The organism is Blautia caccae, assembly GCF_040095955.1.
GTDB classification, from domain to species: domain Bacteria; phylum Bacillota; class Clostridia; order Lachnospirales; family Lachnospiraceae; genus Blautia; species Blautia celeris.
The window spans coordinates 24,044-46,572 of sequence record NZ_JBBMFP010000017.1 but is presented as its reverse complement, the minus strand read 5'-3'; the positions used below and the strand labels follow the sequence as shown (position 1 = coordinate 46,572).

Sequence of the window (22,529 nt, the reverse complement as noted above, 5' to 3'; positions counted from 1 at the left end):
TCACAGCAGCCATACAGCGGTGGAATGGTTATCATATAAAGGATACAGGAACTGCAGTAAATTCTCTGTTCCTAAAACCGTTCTATTCGTTTTTCTTTGCCACCGCCACAATAGGGATAAATACTATACACAACACTACTGCCAGGCATACATATCCCTCATATCTCCTCCATAATACCTCCCCCGTTGCTTTTAACAGCAAAAAATTAAGTAGTGGATTTATAACAGCAATTCCCAACATAGATATCCGTCCAGCTCGCAGGACATGGGGCCAGTTTCTGTTATTAAAATATACCCCCGCAATATGAATCCGAAACGGTCCCTGACTGTAATAATTAATCTTATTCTCATCATAGAAGGCCGGCAGAGTCTCTCTTGCAAACAGCAAAAACCATGCCCCAAATAAAAAACTCAGTCCTTCTATGGTAAAGAAACCAGTGAAAAATATCTCTTTCCCAACCTCTGCATATAGCAAAAGCCATATTTCCACCCCGGCAAGAACCATGCACAGCAAGTAGCGAATCATATTCTTTCTCTGTTTTAACCTTTTTTCTTCCTGTTCCTCCGCCGATAAGCGAAGGGAACCTGAAACGAGAGCATCTACCTCCGGCTTTGTCAGTGTTTTTTCCTCACTAATGCGCTGAGCCTGCAAAAGCTCTGTCACCGTTACACCCAGAATCTCCGCCAGCGGGCCCAGGAGTGTAATATCCGGCAGACTCAACCCCCGTTCCCATTTGCTGACTGCCTTGTCTGATACAAATAATTTTTCTGCAAGCTGTTTCTGTGTATATCCCTTTTCTTTCCGCAGTTCCAAAAGGAATGCGCCGAATCGTTCTTTGTCAATCTCAAACATGTTATCTGCCTCCTGCTTTCTAACTCAAAAGCTTATAATAAAAGGCACGATTTGGCAATCGACCGGCAGTAGAATTGTCTTTTTTGACAGCAAATACTATAGAATCAGGAATCAAACACGATTCCTTTTTGCATATGCCTTAGGTGTAATCCCGGTTTTGCGCCGGAACATTTTAATGAAATAGCTGACATCACAAAAACCTGTCTGTTCAGCAATTTCTGTGATACTCAAACCCGAGGTCTCCAGTAACGCCGCTGCTTTGGACAGGCGGTATTCCAGCAGATACTCCGTGATAGTCATATTCATCATCTGCTTAAAATAACGGCAGCATTCATTTCGGCTCATAGACACATGATCTGCCAGCGCAGCCAGAGAAAATTTTTCCTGATAATGTTCATGAAGATAGGCGATCAGGTTCAGAATCTTCCGGGTATCACGGGCTGCCAAGCTGGGCTTCGTCTGGTCAAGCAGATTTGCTGCAAACAAAGCCCAGACATCCTGAAGGATATGCTGGGTTTTCAAACGGAATGCAGGAGAGGTATCCGGACAGTGATCGCCTACCCACATAAGCTTCGGAAATATCTCCTTTGTCCATGCATCACGGCCACGGAATACAAAGTACGGCGTATTACAATCAACTATAGGACGATAGTATGCTTCCTCGTAATAACTGCCATGGCTGCCGTACAGAATCTCAGGATGGAAAATCAGCGTAAAATACTTTGCAGTCTTATATCCCGGCGCCGGACGGATGGAGTGCAGAAATCCCGGCATAATAAAAAAACCGTCCCCCGCCGCTACTGTCTGTTCGTATTCCAGCACATATACATTTACTGCCCCTTCGCAGATCACGGAAATTTCAATCGTAGGCTGCTTGTGCCAGTTTACAAATCCCTTGTTATATTCACTTAGGTCATCCCGTGAAAGAATAAAACGAAAAGCTTCATCATAAGCAACAAGGGCGTTCATCTCCTGATCGATCGGCACCTGGCGTTTCTCCATTGTAAATCTCCTCCTCGCAGCAATACAATTATATTTTTTGAGAATATATCCATAGAAAAGCATACATTTTTTATAATATAATTATATCCATGGCATTCCGATATAGCAATACAAAATCGGAAAATCTACAGACTGCATCATGCGGATCCATAAAATGACCGCATCCGGAGGTATTACATATGAAAGCAAGACGTTCAACGGAACTTGTGGAAAAGAAAGATTTTTATAAGGAACTGTTCTCCCTTGCGATTCCAATCGGAATGCAGAACCTGCTTGTTGCCCTGATCGGCGCGTCCGATGCGCTGATGCTGGGACGGCTGACACAGGATGCTGTTTCCGCGGTTTCCCTGGCAAACCAGATTGCATTCATCATGAGCCTGTTCAGCGGCGCTGTGGTCGGCGGCGGCGGTGCTCTGATCGCCCAATACTGGGGTAAAGGCGATTGGACCATGGTTAAAAACCTGTTCTGTATGCTCATAAAATGGGCATTTGGCATCTCCTTCGTTTTCTTTGCCCTGGCAATGTTCGCACCGGAGCTATTAATGCGGATTTATACGCCGGACACTGCCCTGATCAAAATCGGAGCCTCCTATCTCCGTGCGGTGAGCCTTTCTTATCTGTTCACCGGCGTTACACAGTGTTACTATCTGATAATGAAACTGGAAGGTAAGGCGCCTAAGAGCGTTTTGATTTCCGTTGTCACCCTCATAACCGACGTTGTGCTTGACTTTTTCCTGATCTACGGTTTCGCGGGGGTACCTAAACTGGGGGCAAACGGTTCCGCTTATTCCACTGTTGTTGTAGAACTGGTGGCGCTCATCTGGTGTATCGCGGAATCTCACCGTGGAGAAAGCATTCGTCCCGACCTGCAGGGGGTTCAATGGTTTTCCATCGATATAACCAAAGATCTGTTCAAAATCGCGCTTCCCATGCTGGGCAGTTCTCTTGCGTGGGGATTCGGATTTTCCATGCACTCACTGATCATGGGACACCTGGGATCCGATGCCACTGCAGCTGCATCCATCGCGTCCGTAGCACAGGAGCTTATAACCTGTGTCTGCAAGGGTATTTCTGTGGGCGCGGGAATTATGGTCGGTAAACTCCTTGGACAGAATCTGTTTGACAAGGCCAAAGAATACGGAAAAAAATTCTGCCATATTTCCATCTGGGCAGGTATTGTCCATATGGCACTGCTCTGTATCCTCGGTCCCATCGTGGCGGAGTTCTTCGTGTTATCGGAAACCGCAAAGCACTACCTGGTCATCATGCTGGTCTTCAGCGCGTTCTATGTATTCGCCTATTCCATCAATACAGTTATTGTCTGCGGTATTTTCCCTGCAGGCGGTGATGCGGGGTACGATGCGCTCAGCGTTTTCTTCGCCTCCTGGTGCTTTGCACTGCCGCTGGCACTGCTCGGAACTTTCGTATTTCACTGGCCGGTCATCGTGGTATATATCCTAATGTGCGCAGATGAGATCGTGAAAATCCCCTGGCTGTACCCCCGATATAAAAAATACCTCTGGCTGAACAATCTTACACGCGAAGAGAGCTCAGAGATGGTAAACGCGTAAATGATATCCATACCCGGCTTGAGGCGTTATTTTGCTGTGGACTCTGCCAAATCCTCCATCTTCTGGATCCGCTCCAGTACAAGGGCTGCTTCATCCAGCATGGCAGATATGAGATTGTATTCAAATACAGCAATCTCTCTTTTCTCCTCAAGTACCATGCCGACCACAGCAGAAACCTTGTCATCCTCCATAACCGGAAGATAAATCGCCTTTGCGTTTGGAAGTGTATGGGTAGTGCATCCGGCTCTGTGTCCGTTTTCAAATACCCATTTGACCACGGCCTGCTCCGCCCGGGAGGTATAGCCTGCCCTCAGGATTTCCTCCTCTTCCTCTTCTATCCCGCTGCGAAGATAAACAGAGGGGACCTGGATCACACCGTGTTTCTTCATATATATTAACACAGTAAACTGCATCAGTTTTTGGATCTGGCCGGCCAGCTCATCGCTGACCTGCTGCCTGGTCTTTGCCCGTCTTAATTTTTTGCTGTTTACCAACAGAATTTCCGTGCGGTATGCGCGCTTTGCGTTTTCTTCGTTCTGCTTCTGAATCTTTGACATATTCCAGGATGTTAGAAGGCTGACTGTGAACATCATGGCAAATGTCACCGGATAGCTGGCATCATACGCCTGAAGGCTGTGAACCGGCATGGTGAAAAAATAATTGAACAGCATCACACTTAGAACTGAGGCAAGCACAGAGCACACATACCCCTGGGTAAAGATGGCGGTCAGCATCACTCCCAGCAGATATGACATAATGATATTGGCTTCTGTCATCTGAAAATGCGAGAGCAGAAAACCGCCGGCTGTACTGACTGTCATCATGCCCAGCATGATCCAGATATCCGTTCCTTTCAGCCCCTGCAGGAATTTTCCGGTCTTTACCACAGTATAAGACCGCTGACCGATTCCGCTCTGCAGATCCGGGATGATGTATACGTCAAGGCTGGGGGCATATTGATTCAAGCTTTCGACCAGGGTTTTTCTGGTCTGTCCGAACAGAACCCTGTGCGCAGTTCTGCCCATAACAATTTTCGTCACATTGCTGACTTTTGCGTATTCGGCGATCTGCCTTGACACATCCTCTCCGTTTACCGTGGCAATCTTTGCGCCCAGGCTCCTGGCAAGACGCATATTTTCGTCCCTTCGTCTTTTCACCTTTTCATCTGCGTTCTGCAGATATCTGGTCTCCACATAGAGAGCCGTAAATTCCGCGTGAAAGGCATAGGCCAGGCGGGCTGCTGTGCGGATGACCTTTGCGTTGGAAGGCGCCGGGGAAATGCAGGTCAGAACATGTTCCCCGGTAGAGTATTCCCCGGTTCCAAACAGCTTCTTCTCCTCCTCCGCCAGATGGTTCACTCTGTCGGCCATACGGCGCAGGGCAATCTCGCGGAGGGCGATCAGCTTATCTCTCGTAAAAAAGTTCTGTAAAGCCCTCTGTGCCTGAATCTCCCGGTATATCTTTCCTTCCTTCATACGCTGGATCAGCTCTTCCGGCTCAATATCCACAAGTTTTACCTGGTCCGCCCTGTCAAACACGCGGTCCGGAATGGTCTCTCTCACCATAACGGAGGTAATCCCGGTCACATTGTCATTCAGACTCTCCAGATGCTGGATATTTACGGTTGTATACACATTGATCCCGTGCTCCAGCAGCTCCTCGATATCCTGATAGCGTTTCCTGTGACGGCAGCCGCGGATGTTGGAATGTGCCAGTTCATCCACCAGAATCACTTTGGGACGGCGTTTTAGAGCAGCGTCCAGGTCAAATTCCCTGATTTTGACCCCTTTATAGTCCACCATCAGAAAGGGAAGCTGCTCCAGTCCCTCCAGAAGTGCGGCAGTCTCCGGTCTTGCGTGGGGCTCCACATATCCGGCGATCACATCCACCTGCTGCTTTTTCAGTTCTCTTGCAGCTTCCAGCATAGCGTACGTCTTGCCTGTTCCGGCTGCGTAACCCAAAAAGATCTTAAGCTGTCCCATCTCTTTTTTACGGACCTGAGCTTCCTCTGCCCGGATCTTTTCCAGCATCTTTTCAGAACTTGGTCTTTCCATTGTGTCCATGGCATCTCCCTGCCTATATTTCTCCTATGGCCTTCGCGATTTCCAGATTACATTTCAGGACATTCACCCGCTCATGTCCGAAGACACCAAGGGTCCTGCCATCCGTATTCTCCTCCACGATCTTTCTGAGTTCTTCCTCTTTAAGCCCGGTCTTTTCAGCAATGGAAGGAATCTGGATCCTGGCGGATTCCGGTGTGATGTTCGGGTCCAGGCCGGAACCGGAGGCTGTGAGCAGATCAGCAGGAATGTCACCCTTCTCCACATCCGGGTTCTTCTCCAGAAATTCCTCTACTGATTTCTCCGCGCGCTTCTTCAGTTCTTCATTGGATGGAGCCAGGTTAGAACCGCCGGAACCCACCCCTGTGTAGCTGCCGTCCTCTTTTTCTTCCTCTGTATAAGTGTTGTAATCCACCCCGGATACACGGCATTGAAAATACCTGGGATCTCCGGAAAAATCCTGCCCCACAATAGCTGAGCCCACTGCTTTTTCCGGGTCATCTGTTTTCTCTCCCTCTGCCGTGATCAGGCTTCCGTTCGCCTGATGCGGAAACATAAGCTGCCCCAGCCCGGTCAGTGCAGCGGGATAGGCAAATCCGCAGAGAACCAACATGAAAACCGTCAGAACCAGAGCGCTCCTAAAATATTTTAAAAATGATCTCATAGCATCTTCCTCCCTACATTCCCAGCACTGCAAGCAGCGGAGCCACCAGACAGTCTATGATCTTAATTCCGGCAAACGGTACGACGATACCACCCAGGCCGTAAATACCCATATTTTTCAAAAGCATGCGCTCCGCGCTCATGGGTTTGTACTTGACACCCCGCATGGCAATGGGAATCAAACACGGTATAATGACCGCATTGAAAATGAGTGCTGATAAGATAGCTGACATAGGTGTTGCCAGCTTCATGATATTTAATATCTGCATCTGCGGTATCACCATAGTGAACATGGCCGGTATAATGGCAAAATACTTTGCCACATCGTTTGCTATACTGAATGTGGTGAGGGAGCCTCTTGTAATAAGAAGCTGTTTCCCTATTTCCACCACTTCCAGAATTTTGGTGGGGTCAGAATCCAGGTCCACCATATTTGCCGCCTCTTTTGCCGCCGCTGTGCCTGAATTCATGGCCAGCCCTACATCTGCCTGGGCAAGAGCAGGGGCGTCATTGGTTCCGTCACCTGTCATGGCTACCAGTTTTCCCTCCGCCTGTTCCTTCTTAATCGCCTGTATTTTATCCTCAGGCCTGCATTCGGCAATAAATCCATCCACACCGGCCTCTTTCGCAATGGTCGCGGCAGTCAGCGGATTGTCGCCTGTGCACATAATCGTCTTGATCCCGATTTCACGAAGTCTTGCAAACCGCTCGATCAGACCCGGTTTCACAGTATCTTTCAGATAAATAACACCGTAGATCACAGCGTCTGCCTCCACAACCAGGGGCGTTCCCCCAAGCCCCGCGATCTGTTCCACTATCGCGTCCAGATCTCCCGGTATACTGCCCCCGTTTTTGAGAACTCTTTCTTTGATGGCATCTGCGGCACCTTTTCTGATTTGAGAACCGCTGTCCAGATTTACACCTGACATTTTGGACTGGGCTGTAAATTCAATAAATTCCATCTGTTTTGCTGCGCTGTCGTCAATTCTTGTTCCCATGCTCTTAGCCAGCTCTGCCGTTGATTTTCCTTCCGGTGTGGGGTCACAGAGGGAGGCAAGTGCGGCATAATCTATCAGGTCCTCCCTGCTTTTCCCGGCAACCGGATAGAACTCTGCTGCCAGACGGTTTCCAAAGGTTATGGTACCTGTCTTATCAAGAATCATGGTATCCACATCCCCGCAGGCTTCCACAGCCTTTCCTGACATGGCAATCACATTGAATCTGGTAACTCTGTCCATACCCGCGATTCCGATCGCTGACAGCAGACCGCCAATCGTGGTCGGAATCAGGCAGACCAGCAGGGCAATCATTGTAGATACGGGTATCTGCACTCCCGAATAAGTCGCAAAAGGATACAGACACACAACCACGATCAGAAAAATAATCGTGAGGCCCACCAGCAGGGTATTTAATGCGATCTCATTGGGAGTCTTCTGGCGGGATGCCCCCTCCACCAGGGCAATCATTTTGTCCAGAAACGACTCACCCGGCTTTGATGTGATCCTGATCTTCAGCCAGTCACTGACCACGGTGGTTCCCCCCGTAACAGATGAAAAATCAGTTCCCGCCTCACGGGTGACAGGTGCGGATTCCCCTGTAATAGCAGATTCATCCACAGACGCGATCCCTTCTATTACTTCTCCGTCATTCGGAATCGTCTCCCCAGCCTTTACAAGTACCACGTCATCCTTTTTCAGTTCAGATGCGTTTACAATAGTTTCCGTACCGTCTCTGCCGAGAAGACGTGATTTTGTATCCTGCTTTGTCTTTTTCAAGGTCGCCGCCTGCGCCTTACCACGTCCCTCCGCTACAGACTCTGCAAAATTTGCAAATAATACGGTTATAAAAAGTACAGCGCAGACGATTCCATTATAAATCCTCAGATATCCAAGTGATGCGTCGTCCCCAAAAATAGTGGGAACAATAGTCATAAGCAGCGTGAGCACAAATCCCACCTCCACCACAAACATGACCGGGTTCTTCACCATATATTTCGGACTCAGTTTCTGAAACGCACCGATAATGGAACTCTTTAAAATGTCCTTTGTCACGAACTTTGTTTGCTGTTGTTTTTTAGACATTCCTCTAACATCCCTTTCTTAAATTTTATGAAAACCACAAGGTCAGATGCTCTGCGACCGGTCCCAATGCCAGTGCCGGGAAAAAGGTCAGAGCAGCGAAAATATATACAATAAATACAAGCAGAATGGTAAATACCGTATTATCTGTACGCATGGTACCGATGGAAACCCTTGTGCTCTTCTTTGCAAGCAGTGAGCCGGCAATGGCAAGCTGGGCTATAATGGCTATGTAACGGCCGAAGAACATCGCAAGTCCTGTTGTGATATTCCAGAAATAACTGTTGTCGGACAGTCCTTCAAAACCGGAGCCATTGTTTGCCGATGCTGAGGCGTATTCATACAGCACCTGGGACAGGCCGTGAAAACCGGGATTGCTGATACCTTCCAGACCGGCCTGTGTGGATACGGCAAGCGCCGAGAATCCCAGGATCAGCAGCGGATGGACGATCAGAACCAGAGCAACCAGCTTCATCTCTCTTCCTTCGATCTTCTTGCCCAGATACTCGGGAGTACGGCCAACCATCAGACCGCAGATGAATACAGCTAAAATGGCATACATCAGCATATTCATAAGGCCCACGCCTTTTCCTCCGAATACACAATTGAGCATCATATGCAGAAGCGGTACCATTCCGCCAAGAGGCGTCAGTGTATCATGCATGTTGTTGACAGTACCTGTGGTGAAGGAAGTTGTCACAGTTGTAAACAGAGCGGACTGGTCAACTCCAAACCGGACCTCCTTGCCCTCCATGCTCCCCATTTCCTGGCTGATGCCGGCTGTCTCAAGAACCGGATTGCCGGCCTTCTCAGATACAAAGCACAGAGTCAGACCGATGAGGAATATGACAGACATTGCCGCGAATATGGTCCTTCCCTGTTTGCCGAAGACAGGTTCTTTTTCCTTCCTCTTCCTATCCTGACACATCTTTCCAAAGGTAAGTACACAGGCACCCGGAAGGATCATCATGGAGATCAGCTCCACAATATCCGTGATCACTGTCGGGTTCTCAAATGGGGTGGAAGAGTTGGCTCCCAGAAAACCACCTCCGTTTGTCCCCAGATGTTTGATGATCTCAAGGGCCGCTATGGGTCCCATGGCAAAGTCCTGTAGTTTTCCGTGAATGGTCTCCACTGTAATGTTGGAGCCAAAAGTCTCCGGGCATCCCTGCCAGATCAGCACAAGGCCAAAGATGAGAGACCAGGGAATCAGGATACGTGTGGTGATACGCACCATATCCTCATAGAAATTTCCCAGGTCCTTACTCTTTCCCGCAAGTCCCCTGCAGAATGCCATACAGGCCGCATATCCGGATGCCGCGGAGGTGAACATCATAAAAATGATCACCAGCATCTGGCTCAAATAAGAAAGCCCGGATTCACCGGAATAATGCTGCAGGTTTGTGTTTGTCATAAAGCTTATGATCGTATTGAAGGAAAGGGTCGGCTCCATTGCCTCTATCCCGTTTGGATTCAGAAACAGTACATACTGCAGTCTCAATACCAGATATCCCGCAAAAACCATAACTGCATTTGCCATGAGAAGGCTCAGTGCATATGTTTTCCAATTCATACCTTTTCTGTCAATCCGGCAGATTCTGTATATCCCGTTGTCCACCCTGTCAAAAAAAGGGTCCGCAAATGTTTTCTTTTTGGCCGCAATGTGATACATGTATCTCCCCATGGGAATGACCGCCAAAACAAAAATTGCCAAAGTCAGCGCTATCTGTAACATGACTTTTATCTCCTCCTGTCATTTTCTAAATTCCCGTTGCTGATCTTGTTGTCTATAATTTCTCGGGATATACCAGGGCATAGAATAAATATGCCGCTATCAGTAAAATCACGATTCCCAGCAATATCATGTGATCTCCTCCTGTCCTTAATCTATGTTTTCATTTTTTCCTAGAGTGTGTTTGAAAATTGCTTTCGGCAAGCTGTGCGTCACAATTTGTGGGAGATTTGACCCCGATGAAGGAGGCGTAGCGGGCTACGCTGACTGAATTGGGGGCAAATCTCCCGCAAAGTGGGGCGTGCAGATTGTCGGAATGAATTTTCTAACAGGCTCTACGCCTTATCTTCTGTGCTGTCTGTATCTACCTGTCTGCTGCACCATCCGGCAAACAGCACCATCAGTCCGAAGCAGGCAAACAGTATAACCACCATAGCCAAGTCCATCATTTCAGGTCCCTCCTTTATCTTTCAGGCTGTAACTGATATTATCACGTCCTGCCCTAAATGCGCATAAGGGAAACGGCAGGTGTATTAAAATTGGATTAATGGCAGCTTGAAAGCAACTTCTGACCTAAAGAATTTGCTATTTTGCCTGAATGTTAAAATGCGTTGCTTGTGGCAACGGGCAGTTTTGTCTAAAATAATGGTAACGATAGAAAGAAAGGAGGCTATCCCTAATGCTCAACGAAAATATAAAAGAAATCAGAAAATCAAAAGGACTTTCGCAGCAAGAGCTTGCTGTCAAGCTAAACGTTGTGCGGCAAACAGTTTCTAAATGGGAGCAGGGACTGTCAGTTCCCGATTCCGAGATGTTAATCTCCATATCAGAACTGCTTGAAACACCTGTAAGCACGTTGTTGGGAGAAACTGTTATTGAAACGGAGGTTGATAGCTTAAAAGCAATTTCAGAAAAATTGGAGGTAATAAACTTGCAACTGGCACAAAGAAAGGCCATGAGGAGAAAAATTCTTCACTGGCTATTTATCTCATTGTGTGTAGTCATAGCAGCAATTTTTGCAGTTTTATTCGTATCAGAAAGCCCTTATTTTGGATGGGATTATAGTCATCCTGAAACTGCTGTTCTTGGAGTGGCATTTCACTCATTTGAATGGCTGTTTGTCAGAGCAGCCCCGCTTATCCTTGTTGGTGCAATCATAGGGATTTTCTTAACACGAAAGAAAGAATAAAACCATCCTGCTCTGATATGATACCTCTTAAGCAGACAAGGCAAATAACCAAAATCTACTTAGGAGGTATTTTCATGTCCAAATCACCAGATACGCCAGAGTTCAGAGTAATGGTTTCTCAAGAATATCTTAACATACTAGACTCATATCGCTTTCCGGCAGATAAATATCAGATCGGTTGTAAAACTTTAAAAGAATAAGTGATTAAATATAGGTGGTATGGAATCGTTGCCTCTCAAATCTAAAATGGGAGCTGCATATTCTTCTGATTTAAAAAAGATGTGTGTGGAGGCTGTTTTGCCTGGTGATGGGAGTGTCGATGATATTGTTGAAAAATATAGTATTGATTGTCAGTTATGCATGTGTTTAGATAACTTCTGAAGCTTTCCCGCGATACCTTTGAAGAGTATTAAAATCCTTGAAAACACTGAATTTTCAAGGATTTTAATACTCTTCAAACTATGCCACTTTACTATAGTCAACAATTGAAATCTCCTGCATTACTTTCTTTGCCTGTTCTATAATATTTTCCAATTGTTTCACAACGTCCGCTGTATAAATAACTTCATTGCATTCTATGCATTTATAGCAAGGAACATTTCTGACAATTACTATGCAGCTCCCCAAATCTGTCACGTCTGTTGTCAATCCTTTTTCAGCCTTAGCTCCGCATTCCATACATAACATATTTATTGCTCCTTTCTGGTTTTGAAATCTGCTTCCAATATTCAATTCAAAAAAACCCACAAACTTGACATTTGTGGGTTTTCCATACATTGCAATATGCAATTGATTATCGTTTGCTGAACTGCGGTGCACGACGAGCTGCTTTGAGACCGTATTTCTTTCTCTCTTTCATTCTCGGGTCACGAGTCAGGTAACCTGCGGATTTTAATACAGGTCTGTACTCAGCGTCTGCCTCCAGTAATGCTCTGGAGATTCCGTGACGGATAGCGCCGGCCTGTCCTGTGAATCCACCGCCATGAACGTTTACTAACACGTCAAATTTGTCTGCAGTCTCTGTTGCCATTAACGGCTGACGAACAACAACTTTCAGTGTCTCTAATCCAAAATATTCATCAATATCTCTTTTATTGATAGTGATTTTACCTGTTCCCGGTACTAAGTAAACACGAGCTACAGATGATTTTCTTCTTCCTGTTCCATAGAATTTTGTACTAGCCAATGTTCTCTACCTCCTATTAAAATGTTAATACTTCTGGCTTCTGAGCTGCATGGTTGTGTTCCGGTCCTGCGTATACGTGCAGCTTTTTAATCATGGATCTTCCTAAAGGTCCTTTCGGAAGCATTCCTTTAACAGCGAGTTCAAGAACCTTCTCCGGTTTTTTAGCCATCATCTCTCTCAGTGTGGTTTCTTTCATTCCGCCAACATAGTCAGAGTGATGATAGTAAATCTTCTGGTCTAATTTTTTACCAGTTACGCTGACTTTCTCAGCATTAACGATGATTACATAATCACCTGTATCGACATGAGGAGTGAAAACTGGTTTGTTTTTTCCTCTTAAAACTTTAGCTACTTCAGATGCAAGGCGGCCTAAGGTTTTGCCTTCAGCGTCCACTACATACCATTTTCTTTCAATCTTATCCGGATTAGCCATATAAGTGTTCATGGTTTTACCTCCTAATTTTCAGCATATACAGTAATATTCAAATTCATAAATTTATAATGAAAAATACCATACCGGGGCTTTTGGCTAGGTATTTTCGCACTACGTCACATTGAGATATTATATTACACTTATCCGGGCATGTCAACAGGTTTTATCGAAAATTTTGGCAAAAAATAAGCCATTTAGAGAGCTGTCTTCTTATATAATATTAACAGAACTCCTGATTTTATGATTTACGAATCTGTTTTTTCTTTTTCAGTATAAGAATGACTCCTCCAAAAGCTGCAGCAGTCAGGGTCAGATACAGTACAACCGGAGTCTCATCCCCTGTCTTTGCATTGCCGGCACCGGTCGTCTTTGTGCCTTTACTTCCGCTTCCCGTGTCATTTCCCTGACCGGAAGGTTTGGTACCGGGCTTTTTATCATCGCCGCCTGTTCCGTCATCCTTTCCATCATCTGTTCCCTTATTCCCGTCATCACCCGGGTCTTTGCTGTCATCACTCGGGTCTTTGCCGTCATCCTCTTTGCCATCATCACCCGGGTCTTTGCCGTCATCCTTTTTCTCTGCGCTCGTCTGTGCCAATTCCACAGTCTTGTCAAAAACAGCCGCTTTCAGACTCACCTGGTACGCTTCGCCCGGGTCAATGCTGTCAGTGATATCAAAGGAAAAGCTTTCGTCTGCTGCACCGTCCGTCATATAATCACGCTGTGATGCAGTATACACAGTTTTTCCTCCCTGTGTGACCTCAAGCATAATAGGGACGGAGAGAGACGGATTCTCATTTTTTGTATAAACAGATGCAGGAATCCGGTTCATATAACTGCTGATTCCATCCTCAATTTTTATACTTGTGTTTACCACTGTTTTTCCATCTTTATTTTCCAGCACGGCAGTGCCGCTGATCTGTTCTGTGACCTCATCGTCCGCCTGATACATATGACCTCTCACATATGAAAACGCGGATTTGAAATACGGAATATAAAATTCACTGTTGTGATCTCCATTCTCTATAAAGAAGCAGTGGTCAACACCCCGCTCTGTGAGGGCTGCATCCAACTGGATTGCCGGAACTCCAAAACCATAGAGGTCCTGATTTCCGCACATAAAATACATGGAAAAATACTGCAGGTACTCGGTTGATACCTCTTTTACAATCTCATTCGGACTGTATGCGCCGCCCATACTGAAAGCGCCGAAGAAGCTTACCGCCCCTGAGAATATATCAGGATTGCGCAGGGCCAGGCCGTATGCCCCCTGTCCGCCCATAGACGCACCTGCTGTCAGACGATATCTTGCGTCCCTGATCGTCCTGTAACGCGCATCCATCATAGGCACCATCTCATCTGTGACCATTTTCTCCCAGTCATCTCTCCACCAGCTATCCTCCTCACTGTTTGGTATGACAACTATCATTTCATCTATGAGGCCTTCCTCAATCGCTTCATCTAAAAGGCGGTCCACATTGTCTGTCATGTATGAAGTATGGTCGCTGTTAAACTGATGCAGCAGATAAGTGGTGGGATAATTTCTGTCAGATTCAAAATACCCCTCCGGCAGATATACCAGATATTTTTCCTCTGCGGTTCCCTCTTTCTCCGTTGCCGATGCCGCATAAGCCGAATCATAAGATGTCTCAAAGAACCTGGAATGATTTCCATACATATAAATCCTGTCATTTCTGCTGATATAGGTATCCTGGAATTTTATCTCCTGTACACTGCCGTCCGTAAATGTGATCTTTCTTTCTGCACTATATAGATAAGAAGCAGTGCCATCTTTATCCTCTGTCTCAAAGATTGTGATGCCTGTATCCTCTATCTCTGTAATCCCTTTGTCATGTATCAGTTCTTCTGCTTCCTTTACTCTGTCTTCTTTCTTATTTCCTGATGAAAAATAATCTTCCGCAATAGTTCCTGCATATTCTTCTAATCTGCCCTCTTTCAGACAGGTATTCTGATATGCCGCTGCCGCTGCCACAGATTCTTTTATTTCCTTTTCCGGCACTCTGGAGGGCAGGCCCTGCAATTTGTTGTAGGCTGCCTGGCTGTAAAGACCTACAGGTCCGCTGTACCAACCGCCGCCGCCATACGGAGGATCATTGTACACATGAACGTATACAGTATTCGTACCGCCGTAATTTAAGATGCTGGAGTCTATGGAGAACTTGCTGAGCACAGCCCAGGTCGTCTCCTTGGTACTGCTGCCATCCTCATTGACGCCTGTTCCTCCAACCCTCTTACCGTTGACAAAAACTTCCCCTCTGTCATCCATGTACCCGATTAAGAGAGTCAGATTTTCTTTTGTGAAATCTTCCGGCAGTTCAAAGGTTCTGGCATACCAGCCCCAGCCTGTATTCATATACCATATCTTAGTAATATTTCCAAATCCCTGCTCCCAGTTTCCAAGGGCAGGCTGAACCACTGACCAGGATTCATATTCCTCTGAAGTCAAGGTATCTGCCTTAAACGGATCTGATAATCCTACATAATTAAAATACCAGTCTCCCATCAGATCGATCTGCTGTTCATCCTCAGCGTTCCCGGTATCCTGAATGCGAATCAATGTGGCTGTATCGAGATCCATACGGACACCAAGAAGATTCACATACATCTGAATCGTGGAGGAAGTCTTATTTACCTTATTCGGAACCTTGACACCGCCCTCGTAAGTGCCGGGACCGTTTATATTCTGAGAAATTGTTGTATCGTACAGAACTTCCTTTGTATTCGGATCAAGAACTGCAACTGTTATATCCATTTTGCTGTTCCCGCCCTGGAAAAAATCCGCATATTTTTTCCCAATCTCTATGGAATAGCTGACCTCTGCTGTCTTGTCGTTTCCCGTAAGCGCTGCTTTTTTCAGGGAAACAGACCCGGATGCCATGCCTGAGATAAAGCGGTTTGTCATACGGCTAACCACTCTTTCCAGGGATTCCTGCAGATAATCTGTGCTGTAAGAGCCTGTCCTGACTGTAAATTCATGGTAATCAAAGGAAATAGATTTCTCCCAGCTGATAAACAGAGCTCCCATATCACTGGTGGAATGGGCCATATTTGTCCATGCATCGCCTGCAGGGGCGTCCATATAAGTATAGAATCTGGTATAAAAATTCGGATCTGCCTCGTGGCACTGTACCAGGTAATCATACACATCACCGTATATCTCATACCAGGGGTTGTCACTGCTGACGAAATCGCCCCGAATACTTGCAATCATGCCAAATGTCCCGGGTGCTGTAAGGGGAACGCTGTCTATCGCTTTGCTGTCCGCTTCCAGAGGCTTCGGCATATCAGCATCCGATTCCTCCGGAAGGCTTCCGCTGTCCGGATCATGGAAATCTGCACCGGTGCTGTCTTCCGCATTGCCCGTTTTCTCAGCATCTGCTTCTGCATTCTTTTCTGAATCCTGCTGTTTCGGCATATCCGTAACTGAATCTTTATCAAAATCCAAAGTATCTGCATCCGAATCTTTTGCAGGTGACTGTAATTCTGCCTGACTCGCGTCCGGCTTCTGCTCTGCATCTGATTCTTTCCCGGCCTCTAACTGACGCGCATCCAATTCTTTTTCATTATCCTGAACATCCGAACGGTTCACATCTGTTTCTTTTTCCGCATCCCGGACATCCGAGCGGTTCGCATTCGATTCTTTTTCCGCATCCCCAGCATCCGAACGTTCTGCATCTGATCCTTTTTCCGCATCTCGGACATCCGAGCGGTCCGTATTCGATTCTTTTTCCGCATCTCCAGCATCCGAACGCTCTGCATCTGATCCTTTTTCCGCATCCAACGCTTCCTCTACATCCCGGGAATCCAACGTCTCCTGCGGCGTATCCGAATCTGTGTCCGGTATTTCTCCGGCTGTCTTATCCAGGTCTTCCTGCCCTGTCTTTGTATCCGCAGATTCTTCCGGATCCTTTGCATCTTCTGCCGGTTCCTGGTCATCTGCCTGTTTCGTCTCTGTCAGCCCAAGAATATAGGCGAGATATCCTCCTGCTCCGGTTCCGACTACCGCCCTGTTTCCAGCACCCGGAATGGTATTATATTTTGCATCCACATCTGCCGCAACAAGCTCCATGACCTGCCGCACATCCATATCCAGAGTAAATGCCGGTTTTACCAGAATCATGTCAATCCCTTTTTCACCGGACATAGTTTCCCCCAGCATGTCCTCCATTCCTTCCGGATATTCCCCCAATCCATCATCCGGAAGCAGATACATAACCGGATAGCGCATTCCCCCATCCGGATCATAGCCCTCGGGCAGCACGACCTGATACCCGCAGGTATTCCCGTTCCACTCCACACTCTGCCTGTCAGACACTTCAGTCTTCGCCTTGATCTCCAGCGGCGAAAGAACACTGCCCAAAACCATAGACAATGTCAGCAAAATTGTCACAATTTTTCTCTTCATAAAAGCTCCTCCTGTACATCTTGACATATGAACCGCATTCTCTCCTCTGCATTTCCGTCATATTGTCAGTTTTATACATTTAAAATACAGGATAAGCATTCTTCACAGTAAGCAGATTCGCTTCTTAAACAATCAAAAATGATTCTCTTCACCGTCCCCGGTGCGTTCTTCCACCAGTATCTGTTTTATTTCATATTCCCCCCTCTCTTTTTTCCTGTACAGCCGCCGCTCTTCCCTCCATTTTGCAGGAAGTACCCCCATACGTTTTTTAAAATTCCGTTCAAAGGATGATATGGAGAGATAGCCGCACTTTTCTCCGACTATCCTTATTGGCTCCATGGTATTCTGCAGCATCCGGCACGCCTCCCTGACTCTTATGCAGTTAATGTAATCCACCGGTCCAAGCCCCTTCATCTTCTGGAAAACCTTGCGGAAATGGCTCTCACTGAAATGACACATGTCAGCCAGCTGCCCCACTTTTATCTGTTCCATATAATGGTCATAAATGTAGTCAATAGCCGGCAGAAGCGGCAAACTCACAGCCTCCTCCTCCACCCTGTGTTCCAGTACATCATAAAGCATAAACAAAAAAGAACACAGAAGGCTCATCACCTGCATTTTATATGTCCCTTTTTTCTCTCCCGCCGTCCGGAAAATCTGCTTTAAAAGAAAGGTAAGCTGTTCGTATTTTCTCTCATCTAAAATGCGGACTCCATAAAAAAGCTGCCTGCATATCTTCATATGCATTCTCTCATCAATAAAGGAAAACAGCTTCACAAAATCTTCCAGGTCCACAAACAAATATCCCCACATGTTGTACATGCCCTTCTCATTTCTGGTAGCATGCAGAAGATTTGGCGCCACAAGACTGATACTTCCCTGACAAAATGCCGCTTCCTCCCCCTCGCTGATGATCGTCCCCTGTCCTTCATAACAATAACCAATCTCCAGATAATAATGAAAATGAAGTGGGTCATTAGCCCCTGCCTTCGCCCACGCGATCTTATCCAGTACCAGCAACGGATAATCCGGATATATTCTGAAAATATGGTCCTCTACATAACGCTTCTTTTTACGCCCCACTTTTTCTTCTCCTGCTTTTTATATTGCAAATATGCGTTTGCCTTTTTTATTATTATACATTATATTTGTAGAATTGTGTCATTATTTGTCATATTTATCCGTGATTTACTGGTATTTACTCTGAGAACTCTTTTCTTTATTGCAGTTTTTTATATTTTTCGATATAATAGGAGAGCATAAAAAATAAGGGAGAGAAAGACTATGAATGAACAAAAAGAATTCAAGCCTTATATTCCGGCCGAGCGCGTAACGCCGGAATTAACTGTCACCTCCATTGTTATGGGTATCATTCTGGCCGTCGTATTCGGCGCCGCCAATGCTTACCTTGGACTTCGTGTAGGTATGACAATCTCCGCGTCCATTCCCGCAGCCGTTCTCGCCATGGGTGTAATCCGCGTTATCATGCGCAAAAATTCCATCCTGGAGAGTAACATTGTACAGACCATCGGTTCTGCCGGTGAGTCCCTTGCTGCTGGTGCCATCTTTACATTACCTGCCCTCTTCTTATGGGCCGCTGATGGCAAAATGGAAACCCCGAGTATTCTGGAAATCACTCTGATTGCTCTGCTGGGCGGTCTTCTGGGTGTACTTTTCATGGTACCTCTGAGAAATGCCCTGATCGTAAAAGAGCATGGTATTCTTCCTTATCCGGAAGGAACCGCGTGTGCGGAAGTCCTTCTGGCAGGTGAAGAGGGCGGCGCAAATGCCTCCACAGTATTCGCCGGTATGGGATTTGCAGCAATCTTCAAATTCGTTATCGACGGTTTTAAACTGGTTCCCAGTGAAGTTTCCCTGAGAGTAAAGGGCTTTGCAGGTGAAATCGGAACACAGATCTATCCGGCTGTTATGAGTGTTGGTTATATCTGCGGACCACGTATTTCATCCTACATGTTCGCCGGCGGTCTGGTGAGCTGGATGGTTCTGATTCCGGCTGTTGTACTTTTCGGTGCTGATCTGACTCTGTATCCGGGAACTGCCCCCATTGGACAGATGTTCGCAGAAGGCGGCGCAAGCGCTATCTGGGGCAGCTACATCCGCTACATCGGTGCAGGTGCTCTGGCTGCCGGCGGTATCATCAGCCTGGCAAAATCCCTGCCTCTGATCATCCGTACATTCAGTGATGCCATGAAGAGCCTGAAAGGCAATACAAACACCAATACAACCAGAACAGGACAGGACATCAACATGGGTGTCATTCTGGGCGGTGTTCTACTTATCACAATTGCCATCTGGCTGGCTCCTCCGATTCCGGTTACCTTCCTGGGTGCCATTATCGTGGTGATCTTCGGCTTCTTCTTCGCCACTGTATCTTCCAGGATGGTAGGTCTGGTGGGAAGCAGCAACAACCCTGTTTCCGGTATGGCAATCGCAACACTGCTGATCGCTACTATCCTGCTGAAGGCAACAGGCGACAGCGGAATCCACGGAATGCAGGGCGCTATTGCCATCGGTTCCATTATCTGTATCGTAGCTGCTATCGCAGGCGATACTTCACAGGATTTGAAAACAGGATACCTTCTGGGCTCCACACCTAAAAAACAGCAGATTGGTGAGTTCATCGGTGTATTCGCAGCTGCTCTTGCCATCGGCGGTGTTTTATATCTGCTGAACGCAGCTTGGGGATTCGGTTCCGAGGAACTGGGCGCACCTCAGGCCATGCTGATGAAGATGATCGTAGAGGGTGTTATGGAAAACAACCTGCCGTGGACACTGGTATTTATCGGTGTATTCCTGGCAATCGCAGTGGAGATCGTGGGGATTCCGGTACTTCCGTTCGCAATCGGTGTATATCTTCCGGTACAGTTAAATGCCTGCATTATGGTAGGCGGACTGGTTCGTCTGGCATTTGACAAGATGAACATGAAAGACAAGAAGAAAAAAGACGCCATCATCAATGACGGTGTACTCTACTGTTCCGGTATGATCGCAGGTGAAGGTCTGATCGGTATCCTTCTGGCAGTCTTTGCCGTATTCCATGTGGATAAGGCCATTGACCTTTCCAGCAGATTCAATCTGCCTGCATCTGTTTCCAATATCGGAAGCCTTGTAGTATTCGCACTTGTGATCCTGAGTCTGCTTAAATTTTCTCTCTGGAGAAAACGTAAAGAGAACAAATAATGAAAAAAAAAGAAAATGTAATTGATAAAAACTATCTGGAGTTTATCCCTGAAAGAAATTCACTTCTCACCTGGAAAACGGACAAAAAGGGCATTGTGACCCTGGATGTTGAGAATACCGGTTTCTTTAACCGGCTCGCTCAGAAATGCTTCAACCGCCCGAAATACACCCATGTCCATCTGGACAAGCTGGGAAGTTTCGTCTGGCCTTTGATTGACGGCAAAAAGAACATCATTGAACTGGGCAAAGAGGTGGTCGCACACTTCGGGGAAGAGGCTGCTCCTCTCTATGAGAGGCTGGCAAAATTCTTTCAGGTACTGGAAAGTTATCATTTCATTAAGCTGAACAAAGATGTGTAAAAGAACAGCGCACCATGGATATTATCTGCCATGATGCGCTGTTTTTATTTTTCTGTATCATAGGGCCAGTCCATGATCCCGCCGAAGTCATACACCTGGGTGTAACCCGCCTTTATGAGTTTTTTCGCAGCCTGCGCGCTGCGGTTACCGCTTCTGCAGTAGACCAGTATCTCCTGATCCGGGTCAGGCAGTTCCTCCAAGGGCTCACTGCCGATGGTCTCATTGGGGATCACCAGTGCCCCGGGCACATGGCCTTCCTTGTATTCCTCTTCTGTACGGACATCCAGGATCACAATCTTATCATCCTTGTCCATGCGCTCTTTTGCCTCCTCTGCTGTGATCTTTTTATACTCTGTTTTCACTGTGTCCTCCTGTGCTGCATTTGTATCCTGGCCGTTCTTATTTTCTCCGCATGCGGCCAGTGCGGCTGCTATGACTCCCGCCGCTATAACAGTCTGAAGCCATTTCTTCTTTCTCTTCATACGTTTTCCTTACCTCTGCCGGTAAGTCCATAAAATTTATAGGATTCTGCTATTTCCGGCAGATTATACATTCTGTGATTAATTATGTTACAGTTTATACTGTAATTATAATTGTTGCAGTTATATTTGTCAAGCATTTCCGAAAAATACTGCTGCTGATTGTAAACTTTATTATTTTTATAAGTTGACAATATTCTTCTGATATTTTATAGTTATTCTCATAGGTTCTTTTTACGGATACATCTGAAATACTTAAAAAGCCCGAAAGATGAGGTATGAAAAATGATAACTACATTGCAGAAAAAAGTTATAAACGGCGGTACTCTTTCCAGGGAGGAGGCAATCCTTCTGTCTTCTGCCCAATTGGAACCTCTGTGCGAAGCAGCGGATCAGATACGCAGGCATTTCTGCGGGAACGCTTTTGATATGTGTTCCATTATCAACGGCAAAAGCGGAAAATGTCCGGAAGACTGCAAATACTGTGCCCAGTCCTCCCATTATTCTGCTGATACAGCCGTTTATCCCCTCCTAAGCACGGATGAGATTCTGCGGGAAGCAAAGGCAAACGCGGCTGACGGCATCCTCCGCTTCTCCATTGTCACCTCCGGGAAACGACTGAGTGATCAGGAAGTGGAACAGGTCTGTGACAGTTTCCGGAAGATCAGGGAAACCTGTGGAATCTCCCTGTGCGCTTCCATGGGTCTGCTCTCCCAAAAACAGTTTAAAATGCTGAAATCTGCCGGTGTGGTCCGTTACCACAACAATCTGGAAACATCCCGCCGCTTTTTTCCTCATATCTGCACCACTCATACATATGAAGATAAAATACAGGCAATCCGGGACGCCAGGGAATCCGGCCTCACGGTATGCAGCGGCGGAATCATCGGGCTTGGCGAAACCATGGAGGACAGAATTGATATGGCGCTCACCCTGCGGGATCTGCAGATCCGCTCTGTCCCCATCAATGTTCTGAACCCTATCCCCGGCACCCCTCTGGAGCATAATGCGCCTCTGCCCGAGGACGAAGTCTGCCGGACTGCTGCCATTTTCCGATTTCTTCTGCCGGACAGCATCCTGCGCATGGCAGGCGGCCGGGGGCTCATGGAAGACCAGGGACGCCGCGTATTCCGGTCCGGCGCAAACGGAGCTATCACACAGAATATGCTGACCACTGGAGGAATCGCTGTCCGTGAGGACCGGCAGCTTGCGGAGGAACTGGGATTTGAAATCAGGCTTTACGAGTAATGGAAGAAATCAACGGTAATTTTTTTTAGAAAGGAACTTGAAATCTGATTTT

The 22,529-nt window shown here is 46.7% G+C and carries 18 protein-coding genes and 2 pseudogenes; 6 read left to right on the top strand and 14 right to left on the bottom strand.

From position 1 onward, the window contains the following. Window positions 1-82: 82 nt before the first annotated feature. Both WMO65_RS17625 and WMO65_RS17620 read right to left on the bottom strand, forming a co-directional pair. The gene (locus WMO65_RS17625; RefSeq protein WP_148393512.1) at window positions 83-853 is read right to left on the bottom strand and encodes a helix-turn-helix domain-containing protein; all 771 of its coding nucleotides are present in this window, start codon (window positions 851-853) and stop codon (window positions 83-85) included. Between the two features lie 111 nt (window positions 854-964). Beyond that, window positions 965-1,855 carry a helix-turn-helix domain-containing protein gene (locus WMO65_RS17620; protein WP_187370675.1) on the bottom strand — a complete coding sequence of 297 codons (891 nt, stop codon included), beginning with the start codon at window positions 1,853-1,855 and terminating at the stop codon, window positions 965-967. Between the two features lie 179 nt (window positions 1,856-2,034). Here WMO65_RS17620 and WMO65_RS17615 point away from each other — a divergent pair, with 179 nt between their 5' ends. Beyond that, window positions 2,035-3,426: an MATE family efflux transporter gene (locus tag WMO65_RS17615; protein ID WP_148393510.1), complete on the top strand. Its 1,392-nt coding sequence runs from the start codon at window positions 2,035-2,037 to the stop codon at window positions 3,424-3,426. Between the two features lie 26 nt (window positions 3,427-3,452). Here WMO65_RS17615 and WMO65_RS17610 read toward each other — a convergent pair whose 3' ends face one another. From WMO65_RS17610 to WMO65_RS17590, 6 genes and pseudogenes are all read right to left on the bottom strand, one after another. Further along, a complete protein-coding gene (locus WMO65_RS17610) occupies window positions 3,453-5,489 on the bottom strand; it encodes a DUF4118 domain-containing protein (protein ID WP_148393509.1) in 2,037 nt (678 codons plus the stop codon). A gap of 13 nt (window positions 5,490-5,502) precedes the next feature. Then, window positions 5,503-6,150 carry a potassium-transporting ATPase subunit KdpC gene (gene kdpC, locus WMO65_RS17605; protein WP_148393508.1) on the bottom strand — a complete coding sequence of 216 codons (648 nt, stop codon included), beginning with the start codon at window positions 6,148-6,150 and terminating at the stop codon, window positions 5,503-5,505. A gap of 13 nt (window positions 6,151-6,163) precedes the next feature. Then, complete coding sequence (gene kdpB, locus WMO65_RS17600; RefSeq protein WP_033140800.1) at window positions 6,164-8,230, bottom strand: potassium-transporting ATPase subunit KdpB; 2,067 nt, start codon at window positions 8,228-8,230, stop codon at window positions 6,164-6,166. 25 nt (window positions 8,231-8,255) lie between these two features. Then, window positions 8,256-9,962 carry a potassium-transporting ATPase subunit KdpA gene (gene kdpA, locus WMO65_RS17595; RefSeq protein WP_103733014.1) on the bottom strand — a complete coding sequence of 569 codons (1,707 nt, stop codon included), beginning with the start codon at window positions 9,960-9,962 and terminating at the stop codon, window positions 8,256-8,258. 52 nt (window positions 9,963-10,014) lie between these two features. Beyond that, window positions 10,015-10,092 (bottom strand): potassium-transporting ATPase subunit F, encoded by a 78-nt coding sequence (locus tag WMO65_RS26575; protein ID WP_081624793.1) that lies wholly within the window; start codon window positions 10,090-10,092, stop codon window positions 10,015-10,017. Between the two features lie 30 nt (window positions 10,093-10,122). Next, window positions 10,123-10,224, bottom strand: a pseudogene (locus WMO65_RS17590) (DUF6783 domain-containing protein); the annotation flags it as partial. Between WMO65_RS17590 and WMO65_RS17585 the strand changes: the two are divergent. Continuing rightward, window positions 10,177-10,386: pseudogene (locus tag WMO65_RS17585) on the top strand (DUF6783 domain-containing protein). The pseudogenes WMO65_RS17590 and WMO65_RS17585 sit on opposite strands and share 48 nt — an antisense overlap. Window positions 10,387-10,638: 252 nt before the next feature. Further along, window positions 10,639-11,148, top strand: a complete 510-nt coding sequence (locus WMO65_RS17580) for a helix-turn-helix domain-containing protein (RefSeq protein ID WP_148393507.1) — start codon at window positions 10,639-10,641, stop codon at window positions 11,146-11,148. Between the two features lie 459 nt (window positions 11,149-11,607). On the opposite strand, the gene WMO65_RS17575 is transcribed toward WMO65_RS17580, so the two are convergent. From WMO65_RS17575 to WMO65_RS17555, 5 genes are all read right to left on the bottom strand, one after another. Further along, window positions 11,608-11,835 (bottom strand): YgiT-type zinc finger protein, encoded by a 228-nt coding sequence (locus WMO65_RS17575; protein WP_148393506.1) that lies wholly within the window; start codon window positions 11,833-11,835, stop codon window positions 11,608-11,610. Between the two features lie 106 nt (window positions 11,836-11,941). Further along, a complete protein-coding gene (gene rpsI / locus WMO65_RS17570; RefSeq protein WP_033140797.1) occupies window positions 11,942-12,334 on the bottom strand; it encodes a 30S ribosomal protein S9 in 393 nt (130 codons plus the stop codon). 16 nt (window positions 12,335-12,350) lie between these two features. After that, a complete protein-coding gene (gene rplM, locus WMO65_RS17565) occupies window positions 12,351-12,779 on the bottom strand; it encodes a 50S ribosomal protein L13 (protein ID WP_033140796.1) in 429 nt (142 codons plus the stop codon). A gap of 226 nt (window positions 12,780-13,005) precedes the next feature. Beyond that, window positions 13,006-17,190, bottom strand: a complete 4,185-nt coding sequence (locus tag WMO65_RS17560; protein ID WP_187370674.1) for an alpha/beta hydrolase-fold protein — start codon at window positions 17,188-17,190, stop codon at window positions 13,006-13,008. A 132-nt stretch (window positions 17,191-17,322) separates the two neighbouring features. After that, the gene (locus tag WMO65_RS17555; protein WP_148393504.1) at window positions 17,323-18,273 is read right to left on the bottom strand and encodes an AraC family transcriptional regulator; all 951 of its coding nucleotides are present in this window, start codon (window positions 18,271-18,273) and stop codon (window positions 17,323-17,325) included. A gap of 201 nt (window positions 18,274-18,474) precedes the next feature. Here WMO65_RS17555 and WMO65_RS17550 point away from each other — a divergent pair, with 201 nt between their 5' ends. Together WMO65_RS17550 and WMO65_RS17545 are read left to right on the top strand one after the other, a co-directional pair. After that, window positions 18,475-20,391 (top strand): OPT family oligopeptide transporter, encoded by a 1,917-nt coding sequence (locus WMO65_RS17550; protein ID WP_033140793.1) that lies wholly within the window; start codon window positions 18,475-18,477, stop codon window positions 20,389-20,391. Beyond that, the gene (locus WMO65_RS17545; protein ID WP_148393503.1) at window positions 20,391-20,750 is read left to right on the top strand and encodes a PqqD family protein; all 360 of its coding nucleotides are present in this window, start codon (window positions 20,391-20,393) and stop codon (window positions 20,748-20,750) included. The genes WMO65_RS17550 and WMO65_RS17545 overlap by 1 nt, the downstream gene beginning before the upstream one ends. A 44-nt stretch (window positions 20,751-20,794) precedes the next feature. Here WMO65_RS17545 and WMO65_RS17540 read toward each other — a convergent pair whose 3' ends face one another. Continuing rightward, window positions 20,795-21,232, bottom strand: a complete 438-nt coding sequence (locus WMO65_RS17540) for a rhodanese-like domain-containing protein (protein ID WP_148393502.1) — start codon at window positions 21,230-21,232, stop codon at window positions 20,795-20,797. Window positions 21,233-21,514: 282 nt separating this feature from the next. Between WMO65_RS17540 and bioB the strand changes: the two genes are divergently transcribed. Next, complete coding sequence (gene bioB / locus WMO65_RS17535; protein WP_033140791.1) at window positions 21,515-22,477, top strand: biotin synthase BioB; 963 nt, start codon at window positions 21,515-21,517, stop codon at window positions 22,475-22,477. The last annotated feature ends 52 nt before the right edge of the window (window positions 22,478-22,529 follow it).